This is a genomic window from Pseudomonas sp. KBW05, assembly GCF_003852405.1.
In the GTDB taxonomy this organism is placed as follows: Bacteria; Pseudomonadota; Gammaproteobacteria; order Pseudomonadales; family Pseudomonadaceae; genus Aquipseudomonas.
In genome coordinates, this window is the sequence record NZ_QAJM01000019.1 from 109,578 (window position 1) to 122,633 (window position 13,056).

13 protein-coding genes are annotated in these 13,056 nt (G+C 62.4%); 6 read left to right on the forward strand and 7 right to left on the reverse strand.

Features of this window, described 5'->3' with window-relative positions; genetic code table 11:
- Nucleotides 1–28: 28 nt before the first annotated feature.
- From DBR46_RS18930 to DBR46_RS18945, 4 genes are read right to left on the reverse strand one after another with little or no spacing between them, the layout of a single operon-like run.
- On the reverse strand, nt 29–889 hold the full coding sequence (locus DBR46_RS18930; RefSeq protein ID WP_124527408.1) for an HlyD family secretion protein: 861 nt from the start codon (nt 887–889) through the stop codon (nt 29–31).
- 10 nt (nt 890–899) lie between these two features.
- The gene (locus tag DBR46_RS18935) at nt 900–1,100 is read right to left on the reverse strand and encodes a DUF1656 domain-containing protein (RefSeq protein ID WP_124527409.1); all 201 of its coding nucleotides are present in this window, start codon (nt 1,098–1,100) and stop codon (nt 900–902) included.
- Nucleotides 1,090–3,267: an FUSC family protein gene (locus tag DBR46_RS18940; protein ID WP_124527410.1), complete on the reverse strand. Its 2,178-nt coding sequence runs from the start codon at nt 3,265–3,267 to the stop codon at nt 1,090–1,092. Before DBR46_RS18940 ends, DBR46_RS18935 begins: the two co-directional genes overlap by 11 nt.
- A 10-nt stretch (nt 3,268–3,277) precedes the next feature.
- Entirely contained in the window at nt 3,278–4,789 is a 1,512-nt protein-coding gene (locus DBR46_RS18945) for an efflux transporter outer membrane subunit (RefSeq protein ID WP_124527411.1), read from the reverse strand.
- A 182-nt stretch (nt 4,790–4,971) separates the two neighbouring features.
- Here DBR46_RS18945 and DBR46_RS18950 point away from each other — a divergent pair, with 182 nt between their 5' ends.
- From DBR46_RS18950 to DBR46_RS18975, 6 genes are all read left to right on the forward strand, one after another.
- Nucleotides 4,972–5,940: a LysR family transcriptional regulator gene (locus DBR46_RS18950; protein ID WP_124527412.1), complete on the forward strand. Its 969-nt coding sequence runs from the start codon at nt 4,972–4,974 to the stop codon at nt 5,938–5,940.
- A 145-nt stretch (nt 5,941–6,085) separates the two neighbouring features.
- Nucleotides 6,086–6,514 carry a hypothetical protein gene (locus DBR46_RS18955; RefSeq protein ID WP_124527413.1) on the forward strand — a complete coding sequence of 143 codons (429 nt, stop codon included), beginning with the start codon at nt 6,086–6,088 and terminating at the stop codon, nt 6,512–6,514.
- Nucleotides 6,515–6,613: 99 nt separating this feature from the next.
- A complete protein-coding gene (locus tag DBR46_RS18960) occupies nt 6,614–7,588 on the forward strand; it encodes a D-glycerate dehydrogenase (protein ID WP_124527414.1) in 975 nt (324 codons plus the stop codon).
- Nucleotides 7,589–7,800: 212 nt separating this feature from the next.
- On the forward strand, nt 7,801–8,703 hold the full coding sequence (locus tag DBR46_RS18965) for a chemotaxis protein CheV (RefSeq protein WP_124527415.1): 903 nt from the start codon (nt 7,801–7,803) through the stop codon (nt 8,701–8,703).
- Nucleotides 8,700–9,182 (forward strand): N-acetyltransferase, encoded by a 483-nt coding sequence (locus DBR46_RS18970; RefSeq protein ID WP_124527416.1) that lies wholly within the window; start codon nt 8,700–8,702, stop codon nt 9,180–9,182. Before DBR46_RS18965 ends, DBR46_RS18970 begins: the two co-directional genes overlap by 4 nt.
- 108 nt (nt 9,183–9,290) lie before the next feature.
- Nucleotides 9,291–10,034, forward strand: a complete 744-nt coding sequence (locus DBR46_RS18975) for a YkgJ family cysteine cluster protein (protein WP_124527417.1) — start codon at nt 9,291–9,293, stop codon at nt 10,032–10,034.
- A 109-nt stretch (nt 10,035–10,143) separates the two neighbouring features.
- Here DBR46_RS18975 and DBR46_RS18980 read toward each other — a convergent pair whose 3' ends face one another.
- The 3 genes from DBR46_RS18980 to DBR46_RS18990 form a co-directional block, all read right to left on the reverse strand.
- Nucleotides 10,144–11,718: a PAS domain-containing methyl-accepting chemotaxis protein gene (locus DBR46_RS18980; RefSeq protein WP_124527418.1), complete on the reverse strand. Its 1,575-nt coding sequence runs from the start codon at nt 11,716–11,718 to the stop codon at nt 10,144–10,146.
- Between the two features lie 108 nt (nt 11,719–11,826).
- Nucleotides 11,827–12,624 (reverse strand): transporter substrate-binding domain-containing protein, encoded by a 798-nt coding sequence (locus DBR46_RS18985; protein ID WP_124527419.1) that lies wholly within the window; start codon nt 12,622–12,624, stop codon nt 11,827–11,829.
- Nucleotides 12,625–12,790: 166 nt separating this feature from the next.
- Nucleotides 12,791–13,024 carry a hypothetical protein gene (locus tag DBR46_RS18990; RefSeq protein ID WP_124527420.1) on the reverse strand — a complete coding sequence of 78 codons (234 nt, stop codon included), beginning with the start codon at nt 13,022–13,024 and terminating at the stop codon, nt 12,791–12,793.
- Between the last annotated feature and the right edge of the window lie 32 nt (nt 13,025–13,056).

Genomic DNA, 13,056 nt, shown 5'->3' on the forward strand with positions numbered 1-13,056 from the left:
CCTTCGCGAGCAAGCCCGCTCCCACATTTTAGTTGTGTGTTTGGTTAACGATAACGGTGCAGGTAATACCAGCAGCCAACAGCACCCCTTCCGGCACTTCATCAATATGAATCCGCACCGGCACCCGTTGCGCCAACCGCACCCAGTTGAACGTCGGGTTCACATCGGCCACCAACTCGCGGCTCTCGGGGTTGTCGCGGTCGTAGATACCGCGCGAGATACTTTCCACATGGCCCTTCAAGGTCTCGCCGCTCATGAGCTGCATGTCAGCTTTGTCGCCCACCTTCACATGGGGCAACTTGGTTTCTTCAAAGAAGCCGTACACCCAGAAGGAATTCATATCCACCACGGCCATCTTCGCCTCGCCGATGCGCGCGTAGTCGCCGCGATGCACGTTGAGGTTGGTGACATAACCGTCCACCGCCGCCAGCACCTGGGTGCGCTTGAGGTTCAGTTCAGCCGCTTCCAGTTGGGCCAGCGCGTGTTGGTAATCGGCCAGGGCGGAGTCGGCGATGTTGCTGGCGTCGTCGCGGTTTTCCTTGGAGATCACCAGGGCGTCGAGGTCTGCGCGGCGGTGGGCGTTGACCTTGCGCATTTCCCAGGTGGCTTTGCGTGACGCCACCAGCGATTGCGCCTGTTTGACCGCGATGCGGTAGTGCTCGGGGTCGATCTGCATCAGCAGGTCGCCTTTTTTGACAAGCTGGTTATCACGCACCGGCACATCCACCACTTCGCCCGTGACGTCGGCGGCGACGTTGATGATGTCGGCGCGCACGCGGCCGTCGCGGGTCCATGGGGTTTGCATGTAGTGCACCCACAACGTGCGGCCAATCCACATCGCCAAAGCCAATACCAGCAAGGTCGCAAGCAGGCTGAAAAACTTTTTCATCAGGGCATTCTCAACGGTAGACGGTCAGCGCCAGGGCGCCGAACAAGCAAACGAACAGGCTCAGGCGCAGCAACGCCGGGTGCCAGAAAAAACGGTACAGGTCGAGCCCGGCCAGGAAGCGGTCCAGGGCCCAGGCCACGACGGCCGCGATCAGGAACATCAGGGTCATGGTCGGCATGTAGATGCCGTGGAACGCGATTTCACGGGGCATGCGCGGCTCCTTTCAAGGCAGCGAGTGGCGATTGCGGGTCCAGCAGCGAAGTGCGGATAAAGTGCAGGTAGCTCTTCACGCGGCGCAGGGCCGAGGTGTCGAAATGCGGGGCGAACGGTTCGTCGGTGGCCTGCACGCGGCTGATTGCATGGTCCACGGCGATCAGGCCGCGCTCCAGGTTGCTCGCGCTGGGTTGCAGAAACAGCCGCACCAGCGAGCGGCCCATCACGCGGATCGCCTGGCGCCACGGCTGGGATTCGGCGTAGGCCGGGTGCACCGGCAAAATCGCCTGCTCCTTGCGCAACTCGATGATCGCGTGGCCGACTTCCAGCACCACAAACATCCAGCGCAGCAGGTCGCGCTGCACTTGCGGCTGGCCGACGGCGAGGCCATAGGCCTGGTGCAGCAGGTCACGGGTGCGGCTTTCGAAACTCGACGCCAGGCCCTTGAGCTTGCCGCTGATGGCATACACCACTTGCTCGCGCAGGTCCTGCTCCAGGCGGCGCCACAACCAGCGGCTGTTGGGCGGCAGGATGATCGCCCCCGCCGCCGCGCAGACGAGCATGCCGATGATCATGGCGATGTAGTCGTTGATAAAGGTGTAGGGGTTGTAGACCGTGAGGTTGTCCGGCACCGAGCCGGTGCTGAAGAAGATCAGCAGGCCGACACCCACCCCGGCGTACTGCGGGCGTGAGGCGAGGAACGCGCCGAGGATGATCACCGGTGCGAGCATCACGCACAGCAGCGGGAAGCCGTCGATCCACGGGAACACAAAGAACATTTCTACAAAGCCCACCAGCGCGCCGATCAAGGTGCCGCAGGCCATCTGGAACGCCATGCGCTTGGGGTTGGGCGTGGCCGCCGACAGGCCGACGGTGGCCGCAGCGATCAGGGTCATGGTGGCGCCGCTGGGCCAGGCGGTGGCGACCCAATAACTGCCGAGCACGATAAGGATGAACGACGCACGAATCCCCGAGGCGGCGCAGGCCAGCAAGTTGGTTTTCGGCGTGTAGGGCTCGTCCCAGTCTTCGCGGGCGTGGCTGTGGTCGGCCAGGGACGCGTGGGTGAGCGCGTAGTTGTGCAGGTCGTCGACGAAGCGGTAGAGCAGCTCGTAGGCCGTATGGAAATCCAGCTGCTCGGCCTCGGTGGGCTCACCTTCCTGGAATGCCGCCCGCAGGCTGCGCACCTTGGCGGGCAAGTCGTCCTTGTAGGCGGCGAGTTGCGCCACCAGCCGGGCAGCGTCCGGGCTGGTGAGGGCACGACCAGAGAACCCGTCGAGCACTTCGGCAAGGTCGTGCAGGCCCGGCTTGATCGCCGCGACGACGTGATCGGCCGCATCGGTGCGCAACCGTTCAAGCAACTGGTGCAAGGCATTGAAGCGCGTGGTGATGCTCATGAATTCGCTGTTGAGCCGACTGAGCCGGCCGTTGCGCCGACGCATGTGCGGGTCTTCGAACACGGTGAGGCTGCGCAGCCCTTCCAGGCCTACGGCTTCGGCGATGAAGCGCACGTTGCTGGCCTCGAACCCTTCACGCTGGCTGCGCCCACGCAAACCGTCGGTGACGAACAGCGCAAACACGCCGAAGCGCTGGTACAGGGCGTTGCGCATGGCGGCGCTGGAGGTCTGCGGCAGGATCGCGGCGCTGACCAGGGTGGAGCACAGAATGCCCAGGGAGATTTCCAGTACGCGCCACACCGCTGCCATGAAGGCGCCGTCCGGGTGTGCCAGGGCGGGTAACCCCACCATCGCTGCGGTGTAGCCGGCCAATACAAAACCATAGGCGCGGAAGTTGCGATTACGGGTCGCACCCGCCGTGCAGACGCCCACCCAGATCGCCAATGCGCCGAGGAACAATTCAGTGTTCTGCGCAAACAAAGCGATCAGCAACACCATCACCGCCGACCCCGCCAAGGTGCCGAGGAAACGGTAGAAACTCTTGGCAAACACCTGGCCGCTCTGCGGCTGCATCACGATAAACACGGTGATCATCGCGGTACGCGGTTGCGGCAGTTCCAGGCGCATGGCCAGCCACAGCGTGAGGAACGCGGCGATCAGCACCTTGAAGATATACACCCAGGTCACGCCGTCGCTGCGCGCCCAGTCGAAGAAACCGCGACGCCACTCAAGGGAGTGCAGCCAGCGCAGCGGTGCAGGCAAGGGAGTCATCAAATCCTACTCAGTGATCAAACACGGCGAGGGCCGCCGGGGTCTTGCTCGGGAGGGTCTTGGTGTCTTGCGGCACGTCGTCGCCTGCCTGGAGGCCGCCGCCCAAGGCGGTGACCAGTTCGGCATGAGCCGTCAGGCGCGCGGCCTGGACCTGTTGCTCGATCTGCTGCTGGTGAAACAGCAAGGTCTGCGCGTTGAGCACATTGAGGTAATCGGTGAGGCCGCGCTGGTAGGCGATCATCGCGATGTCGTAGGTTTTCTGCGCCGAGGCCACCGATTGCGCGGCGAATGACGATTGCTTATCCATGGACTCACGGCGGATCAATTGGTCGCTGATGCCCTTGAGTGCATTGACCAGAGTCTGGTTGTACTTGGCCACGGCGATGTCATAGCCCGCAGTGGCTTCGCCCAACTCGGCACGCAGACGCCCGCCATCGAAGATCGGCAAGGTGATCGCCGGGCCCACGTTGTAGTTGAATTTCTTGCCGGCGAGAAACTCCAGCATGCCGCCGCCGGTGGCCATGTAGCCGAGGCTGCCAACCAGATCGACGTTGGGATAGAAGCCGGCGTGGGCCACATCGATGCCACGGGCCTGGGCCGCGACCTGCCAGCGACTGGCGACCACATCCGGGCGCTGGCCGAGCAATTGGGCGGGCAGGCTCGACGGCAATTTCAGCGGCGCGGCCAGGGCCAGGCTCGGCCGTTGCAGTTGCGCGCCCTCCCCCGGGCCTTTGCCAGCCAAGGCCGCGAGCTGGTTGCGGCTCAGGGCGATTTCTTCGTCGAGGGCGTCCAGTTGGCGATGGGTTTCCGGCAACGGCGTTTCGGCCTGGCTGACATCGAAGTGCGTGCCGATCCCTGCATCCAGGCGCTTGTTCGCCAAGTCGAGGATCTGCTGTTGCTGGGCCAGGGTCGCGGCAACGATGTCGTGGTTGGCGTAGTGCAACGACAGCTGGATATAGGCGCGGACCACGTTGTTTTGCAGTTCGAGCTGGGCCTGGCGGGCTTCGGCGGCGCTCATGTGGGCCATGTCCACCGCACGCTCTGTGGTATTGCTTTCGCGGCCCCACAGGTCGAGGGCATAGCTCAGGCCCAGGGATGAATTGTTGTCCCAGGTGTTGGCACCGCTCAACTCGCCGGGCCCGTAGAACTGATCCTTCGGCCAGTTGTGGCGCTTGAGGGTGGTGTTGCTGTTGATCTGCAACGACTCGGCCGACTCGGCAATCCCGGCCATGGCTCGTGCTTCGCGAACGCGCGCGGCGGCCATGGCCATGCTCGGGCTGTCGTGCGTGGCGAGGGCCACCCAACGGTTGAGTTGCGGGTCGCCGTAGGCTTGCCACCATTGGGCGGTGGGCCAATGGGCATCCCGGGCGGCGCTCTGGATTGCTTCGTCGGTGGCCAGGGTATTGGCGCTGAGGGCCTGGCCTTGGGGGGCGATTCCTCCGGTTCCGATGCAGCCGCTGATTGCTAACGATAAGGCCCAAACACTGAGAGTCTTGAGCTCTCTGCTGATGCGACGCGGCACGGCGAACGAATTCCTGAGGTGGTGTAACGCGAGAGGTACGGCAATTCTAGGCGGCGGCACAGAGGACGATAAGCTGGCATTCCTGTGAATCTTTGTTACCGTTCAAGCGATAATCCGTTGGTAGGGATCACTGGACGGCGTAACTTTCTGTCACAATTTGCTATCTCCCTTGAGAACACCCCATGGACACTTTGCAAAACATGCGCGCTTTCAGTTGCGTGGCCGAAGCCGGCAGCTTCACCGCCGCCGCCGTGCAACTGGACACCACCACAGCCAACGTCTCGCGCGCGGTCTCCAACCTTGAGGCCCACCTGCAAACCCGCTTGCTCAACCGCACCACCCGCCGCATCGCGCTGACCGAAGCCGGTAAACGCTATTTGCTGCGCTGCGAACAGATCCTGGCCTACGTCGAAGAGGCCGAAGCCGAAGCCAGCGACGCCCACGCGCGCCCCGCCGGGCAGTTGAAAGTGCACACCATGACCGGCATCGGCCAGCACTTCGTGATCGACGCCATCGCCCGTTACCGCCGCACCCACCCGGACGTGACCTTCGACCTGACCCTGGCCAACCGCGTGCCGGACTTGCTCGACGAGGGCTACGACGTGTCCATCGTGCTGGCCAGCGAGCTGCCGGATTCGGGTTTCGTCTCTCAACGCCTGGGCATCACCTACAGCATTGCCTGCGCCTCGCCGGATTACGTCAAGGCCAAGGGCTGCGCGCAACGCCCCAACGATTTGCTCAACCACGCCTGCCTGCGCCTGGTCAGCCCGGTGATCCAGCTGGACAAGTGGACCTTCAACGGCCCTGAAGGCCAGGAAAGCGTGGCCATCAACAGCTCGCCGTTCCTGGTCAACTCGGCCGACGCGATGAAAACCGCGATCACCAGCGGCATGGGCGTCGGCCTGTTGCCGGTGTATGCGGCCATCGAGGGCCTGCGCAACGGCACCCTGGTACGGGTGATGCCGACGTACCGCTCGCAGGAGCTGAACCTGTACGCCATCTACCCGTCGCGCCAGTACCTGGATGCGAAGATCAAGACGTGGGTGGAATACCTGCGCGGCTCGTTGCCGGAGATTCTCGCGGCGCATCAGGCGGAGTTGGCGGCGTATGAGTTGAGTGGGGGGTTGGGGGCCGTGCGGTTGACCACTTGAGTCGCAGCCGTGTTCGTAAACAGCGCCGGCAATTACCCTTATCGTAGAAAGATCTGAAAAAATGCCGATAACTGTTATTTATGACAGTAGAAGCGCATGGCTCAACTTCTGACAATAAAGCGGAATCTCACTGTGGAGTTCCGCCATGTCGTCTTCCTCTCCCTCCGCCGTTCGCGAATGCACCGCCACGATAGCGACAAAACCTCGGTTTACCGCGACGCAAATCTCGTACTCAGTGAATCCTTTCTTCACCATTATCAAGGCCGTCGAAGACGTTGACGCGAACCTATCCAGGTCAATCGCAATAACGTTGGGCGTCTATATCCCCCTCGGCGACACCCCTTACGAACAAGGCAGCGAGCACTTCGCGCACTTCGCCTACTCGGAGACCACCCACCAATCAGGTTCCAGTACGACGATCACTTACAGCGGCGTTGATCATTCCGGTGGGGTAACCGTCATCCGTTCTGATCCTTCCAACAACGCAGTGCATGCCACCTTCAAGCTTTCGGTGCAAAAGGATAACGAGCAGCCATTGTCAGTGGACGGGTTGATCAACTACGACCTCAATTAAGGCCGTACCCACAGCAGTTTCTGCGGCGCGGGCTGCCCAATCGCCACGAGGAATGTTAGCTTGCTTGGCATTCTTCCGTAGTCGATGAGCCCGCCTGCAATGAAAAAGACTGTCCTCGCCTTCAGCCGCATCACCCCGCCCATGATCGAACGCCTGCAAGAGGATTTCGAGGTGATCGCGCCCAACCCCAAGCTGGGTGACATCAACGCGCAGTTCAATGAAGCCCTGCCCCACGCCCACGGCCTGATCGGTGTGGGCCGCAAGCTGGGCCGTGCGCAACTCGAAGGCGCGGGCAAGCTGGAAGTGGTGTCCAGCGTATCAGTGGGCTATGACAACTACGACGTGCCGTACTTCACTGAACGCGGGATCATGCTCACCAACACCCCTGACGTGCTCACCGAAAGCACCGCCGACCTGGCGTTCGCCCTGCTGATGAGCAGCGCACGCCGCGTCGCCGAGCTGGACGCCTGGACCAAGGCCGGCCAGTGGAAAGCCAGCGTTGGCGCGCCGTTGTTTGGCTGCGATGTGCACGGCAAGACCCTGGGCATCGTCGGCATGGGCAATATCGGCGCGGCCGTGGCCCGCCGCGGCCGCCTGGGGTTCAACATGCCGATCCTCTATAGCGGCAACAGCCGCAAGACGGAACTGGAACAGGAGCTGGGCGCGCAGTTCCGCAGCCTCGACCAGTTGCTCGCCGAAGCGGACTTTGTGTGCCTGGTGGTGCCATTGAGCGACAAGACCCGCCACCTGATCAGCACCCGCGAGCTGGGCCTGATGAAATCCAGCGCGATCCTGATCAACATCTCCCGTGGCCCGGTGGTGGATGAGCAGGCGCTGATAGAAGCGCTGCAAACCCAGCGGATTCGCGGGGCGGGGTTGGATGTGTATGAGCAGGAACCGTTGGCGGAGTCGCCGCTGTTCCAGCTGAGCAATGCGGTGACCTTGCCGCATATTGGCTCGGCGACCCATGAAACCCGTGAGGCCATGGCCAATCGTGCGCTGGAGAACCTGCGCAGTGCCCTACTGGGCCAGCGTCCGCAGGATCTGGTGAACCCGCAAGTGTGGAAGGGCTGACATAAATCTCCCTGTGGAAGCGGGCTTGTGTGGGAGCGGGCTTGCTCGCGAATGCGGTGTATCAGGCACAGATGTGTTGTCTGACCCACCGCATTCGCGAGCAAGCCCGCTCCCACATTAAGATCGAGTCCACAGAAAATCCGGTTAAAGCCTGGCTCCCCCAAGTCGATAACTCTGTATAGATCATCATCCCTGATCCACAGAAGGTTTTTATGTCCACCACCAAAGCCCGCGCAGATTCACTCTCGCTTCTGCTCTTTACCTTGCGCAGTGGCAAGCTGATGGCAATCAACCTGCTGAAAGTCAGTGAAATCATTCCCTGCCCGCCGCTGACCAAGCTGCCGGAGTCCCATCCCCACGTCAAAGGCATCGCCATCCTGCGCGGCGCTTCGCTGTCGGTGATCGACCTCAGCCGTGCGCTGGGGGAAATGCCCCTGCAAGACCCGGACGGTGGCTGCCTGATCGTCACCGATGTGAGCCGTTCCAAGCAGGGCCTGCATGTGCAGGCAGTGAGCAAGATCGTGCATTGCCTGACCACCGACATCCGCCCGCCACCCTATGGCTCTGGCGGCAACCGCGCGTTTATCACCGGGGTGACCCAGGTGGAAGGCGGCCTGGTGCAGGTGCTGGATATCGAGAAAGTCATCCACGGCATCGCCCCGGCGCCGATCGAAGCCGCGCCGACCGACCTGACCATGGAAGAAGCCGAAGTGCTGGGCAATGCCCGCATCCTCGTGGTGGACGACAGCCAGGTGGCGCTGCAACAATCCGTGCATACTTTGCGCAACCTCGGCCTGACCTGCCACACCGCGCGCAGTGCCAAGGAAGCCATCGATGTGCTGCTGGAGCTGCAAGGCACGGCCGAGCAGATCAACGTGGTGGTGTCAGATATCGAGATGTCCGAAATGGACGGCTATGCGCTCACCCGCACCCTGCGCGAAACCCCGGATTTCAAGGACCTCTACGTACTGCTGCACACCTCCCTGGACAGCGCGATGAACAGCGAAAAAGCCCGCCTGGCCGGTGCCGATTCGGTGCTGACCAAATTCTCGTCGCCCGAGTTGACCAAGTGCCTGGTGGTGGCCGCGCAAACGGTGGCGCAAAAAGGCCTGTGAGCGAATATTTCCAACTGCTGCGCCGCGATCTCACCGCCAGCCTGCCCGCGCCGCAATGGCCGGCGGGCACGCAGTTGGATCATTACCGCGACGAGCTGGCCCCGGCGATTCATGCGGTATTGCGCATGACCCAGGACCAGGGCGGCGGCCGCGTGCCAAGCCTGGAGGAATGGCGCCAGCAGTTCGTCAGCGATGCCGAGTTCGACCCCACGCTATGCCTGGTCGCCAGTAACGCCGAGGGCATCCTTGGCGTCGCGCAATGCTGGACCAGCGCCTTTATCAAGAATCTTGCCGTTCATCCCTGCGCCCAAGGCCAAGGGCTGGGCCGCGCGTTGTTGCTGCACAGTTTCCAGGTATTCAAGCAACGCGGCGAACCCTATGTGGACCTCAAGGTGCTGGAGAGCAACCTGCGCGCACGCAAGCTCTACGCCAGCGCAGAAATGCGACTTGTCCTACGCGATGTAGTGGCAGCGGACTGAAGGCACTGGCGCACAACTTGCTTCCAGAGTGGCAATACGGTGAACAGAGGTAAAATCCCGTCACCGTTCCAGCGAGCCCTCTGACCTAGCCTGGTGACAGATCCGCCCATGAACACCCATTTTTCCTGCGTCGGTTGCGGCAAGTGCTGCACCGACCACCACGTCCCCCTGACCCTCGACGAAGCCCGCATGTGGGCGGCGGACGGCGGCAATGTCATCGTTTTGGTCGAAGGTTTCCTGGCCAACGGCCTGGGCCTGCCCACGCAACAACGCGAGCATGCCGAGCGCCGTTCGGTGGTGGTGCCCAGCGGCAACACAGAGGCATTTGTAGCAATCACCTTTGCCGCCTACAACGCCGGGCGCTGCCGGAATCTTGACGAAGACAACCTGTGTCGCATCTATGAGCGGCGACCGTTGGTGTGCCGGATCTATCCGATGGAGATCAACCCGCATATCCCCTTGAACCCTGGTGCCAAGGACTGCCCACCCGAATCGTGGGAGCAAGGCCCGGCGTTGATCGTCGGCGGTGAGCTGGCGGATCCGCAGTTGGCCGCGCTGATCCAGCGCTCACGCCAGGCCGACCGCGACGACGTGCAGACCAAGGAAGCGGTGTGTGCCTTGCTGGGTATCCGTACCACGGCGCTCAAGGGCGATGGGTTTACCGCGTATCTGCCGGACATGGGCGCGTTTGCCCAGGCGATTGAATTGGCGGGCGAGCAGCCATCGGTGGCCAATGAGTGGGTGTTTCATGTGTCCGGGGTGGATATCGCCGGGCAGCTGTTGGATGCCGGGGCGCAGATTGCCACTGAGGTGCCGGCGAACTATGCGTTTATTTCGTTGAGGGCGGCGTAGGGCTTACCGGCCTCATCGCGGGCAAGCCCGCTCCCACAGGGAAGCGCATTCCAAAATGTGGGAGCGGGCTTGCTCGCGAAGAGGCCCGCACCTTCACTACAAATTCCCGCTAGTGCCGCTTCCCCCAAAACTCCTGCGCCAACTGCCGCAAATCCTCCGCCAACGCCGCTACATCCCCTGAACTGAGCTGGCTCTGCTGTCCCGCACTGACAGTGGCCTCCCCGGCATTGCGAATACCGACGATATTGCGATTGATATCTTCACTCACCGCACTTTGCTCCTCCACCGCCGCCGCAATCTGCTGGCTCATGGCGGTGATCTGGCCAACACGCTGGCTGATCCCATCCAAGGCCGCTGCCGCCCGTTGCGCCTGCTCGACGCTGGCATCGACATGCTCGCTGCTTTGCGCCATGGCCTGCACCGCATCCCGCGCGCCGCCTTGCAGGGTGCTGATCATGCGCTGGATTTCGTTGGTTGATTGCTGGGTGCGTTGCGCCAGCCCGCGCACTTCGTCGGCGACCACGGCAAAACCACGGCCCTGTTCACCCGCTCGCGCCGCTTCGATGGCGGCATTGAGGGCCAGCAGGTTGGTTTGTTCGGCAATGGTGCGGATCACCTCCAGCACACCGCTGATTTCACCGCTGTGGCTTTCCAGCTGGTGAATCACCTCGGTCGCGCGGGCCAGTTCCTGCGACAGGCGCAACACCGCGTCGCGACTTTCATCCACCCGCAGATGGCCCTCGCGGGTTTCACTGCCCGCCTGGTCCGCCGCCTTCGAGGCTGCGACAGCATGGTTGGCCACCTCGGCCACGCTCGCCGCCATCTGGTGGATCGCCGCTGCGACCTGATCGGTCTGGGTCTGCTGGCCCAGGCTACTGGTGTGGCTGCTGTCCAACTGCTCGACCAGTTGCGCCGCATGCCCAGACAGGCGCAGGGACGCGTCGCCGATCCGCCCGACCACTGCGCCCACTTGGGCTTCGAGCATGTGCAGGGCAAATTCGATCTGCCCGCATTCATCATCGCGCCCGGTGTAGACCCCCTGGCTCAAGGGGTTGTCGGCGATTGCGCGCGCGCGTTGATCCAATTGTGCCAAGGGCCGCAGGATGGCTTTGACACCCACCGCGCCGACCACGCCGCCCGCCACCAACGCCAGCAGTTGCCAGACCAGCGAATAGGTGGCCAAGCCCAGTCCCAGCGCCCAGGTCACGCTACTGATAGCAGCCACCCAGGCCGTTAATTTCACCCCCAGGCCGAGCCTCGGCAAGCGCCGTCGCTTGCCCGCCCGCAGCCGCGCGTAGGCACGTTCTGCTGCTGCCACCCTGCGCGCATCGGGCTTGGTGCGCACCGATTGGTACTCCACCGTCACGCCATCCCGGGTCACCGGTGTGGCGTAGGCGCTGACCCAATAGTGGTCACCGTTCTTACAGCGGTTTTTCACCATGCCCATCCACGAGCGCCCGCTTTTCAAGGTTTTCCACATGTGTGCGAACGCCGCAGCAGGCATGTCGGGATGACGCAGGAGGTTATGCGACGCGCCGATCAGCTCCTCACGGCGGTAGCCGCAGACGTTGATAAAGTCCTCGTTGGCGTAGGTAATCGCGCTGGTCAGGTCGGTGGTCGAGAGGATATTGGCGTCAGGGGCAAAGTCCACACTTCGACCGGTAACCGGCAGATTGATTTTCATGGATAAGCGCGCTCGTGATTGTTGAAGGAGTCGGCAGGGCGACCGACTCTAAGCGCACGGAGGGGGCAAATACTGATCCAGCGCATGTTCTGCGCAATTAGTTCGCCATCATTGCGTGGCGGAAGGGCTGGCATCCAGGCGATAGGGTTGGATGATCCGCTGGTACTCGCCGTTGTGGATCAGTTGCTCAAGGGCGCGGTTGAGGTCGCTGCGCAACGCCGTATCGGGCTTGCGCACCGCAATCGCCACGCTATCACCCAACAATTGCGCTGAGACGGCCGGCCCGAGGAAGTCGAAGTCCTGGCCATCGGCGGTGTCGAGCAGGGCTTCGCGAATTTCTACGGTGCCTTGCAATGTTGCATCGATGTCGCCGGCCACCAGGCTGCGGACCAGATCCTCGTTGAGCCAGAAACTCTTGACGATTACGCCGGCAGGCGCCCACTTCGCCAGGGCGAAAGCCTCGCGATTACTCTTCAATAGCACCCCGACACGCTTGCCTTTGAGTGACTGCTTGGTCGGCAGCAAGCCGGAAGCCTTGCGCGCCACCAGGCGCGTGGTAAAGGGATAGAGGTCTTCGGTGAAGCTCACCCGCTGGCGCCGTCTGGACGTAGGAGCCATGCCCATGATCGCGTCGAACTGCCGCGCTTCAAGGGCCGGAAAATTTTCCACCAGGACCTGATCGACCCAGATGCAACGCACATTGAGTTGCTGGCACAGCGCATTCCCCAACTCGATGTTCAAGCCCACCATCTGCCCTTGGCTGTCACGGCTTTGGAAAGGGGGGAACTGTGCGGCGACGGCGAAGCGGATTTCGCGGCGTGCCGGCTCCTCGGCCAGCGTGTTGGCGCAGGCGAGCACGCCCAACAACAGCACGACGAGGGAAATACGCAGGTAGACAAGTACCATCAGGAACGTCCTTTTCCAGAAAGCCGGCGCCACCCTCACCCAGTCCGATGAAAAAACCGGGGCGAGCAGGCGGCGTGAAAGCTTTCAAAAAAAAGACGTGGGCCTACAATCAGAAACGTCAGCGCTAGCTGTAGGCGATAACCACTACATAACGTGGATTCTACTCTTAGCGTTTACCCATGGAACGACGAGTACCCGGTGGCGCCATGCCTGGGGATTTGGTGTGGCCGTTCTTTGCGCCGTTTTTGTACCAAGGCTGGGCAGCATTCTTGGCACCCGATAGTTCACCGGGTTTAAACGGAAACTTGAAGGCCGGAATCTCGGCTTTTTCAACGCCGTCGGCATTGGCCGATTCGACGAGGTCGACCGCTTCAATAGGGGTTTGTGTCGGGGAAGTCATGAGCGCTCCGGAGCGTGCAAAAAATGATGCGG

Coding starts and splice junctions, on each gene's coding strand:
- DBR46_RS18930 (WP_124527408.1), bottom strand. CDS start 889: ATGAAAAAGTTTTTCAGCCTGCTTGCGACCTTGCTGGTATTGGCTTTG.
- DBR46_RS18935 (WP_124527409.1), bottom strand. CDS start 1,100: ATGCCCCGTGAAATCGCGTTCCACGGCATCTACATGCCGACCATGACC.
- DBR46_RS18940 (WP_124527410.1), bottom strand. CDS start 3,267: ATGACTCCCTTGCCTGCACCGCTGCGCTGGCTGCACTCCCTTGAGTGG.
- DBR46_RS18950 (WP_124527412.1), top strand. CDS start 4,972: ATGGACACTTTGCAAAACATGCGCGCTTTCAGTTGCGTGGCCGAAGCC.
- DBR46_RS18955 (WP_124527413.1), top strand. CDS start 6,086: ATGTCGTCTTCCTCTCCCTCCGCCGTTCGCGAATGCACCGCCACGATA.
- DBR46_RS18960 (WP_124527414.1), top strand. CDS start 6,614: ATGAAAAAGACTGTCCTCGCCTTCAGCCGCATCACCCCGCCCATGATC.
- DBR46_RS18965 (WP_124527415.1), top strand. CDS start 7,801: ATGTCCACCACCAAAGCCCGCGCAGATTCACTCTCGCTTCTGCTCTTT.
- DBR46_RS18975 (WP_124527417.1), top strand. CDS start 9,291: ATGAACACCCATTTTTCCTGCGTCGGTTGCGGCAAGTGCTGCACCGAC.
- DBR46_RS18980 (WP_124527418.1), bottom strand. CDS start 11,718: ATGAAAATCAATCTGCCGGTTACCGGTCGAAGTGTGGACTTTGCCCCT.
- DBR46_RS18985 (WP_124527419.1), bottom strand. CDS start 12,624: ATGGTACTTGTCTACCTGCGTATTTCCCTCGTCGTGCTGTTGTTGGGC.
- DBR46_RS18990 (WP_124527420.1), bottom strand. CDS start 13,024: ATGACTTCCCCGACACAAACCCCTATTGAAGCGGTCGACCTCGTCGAA.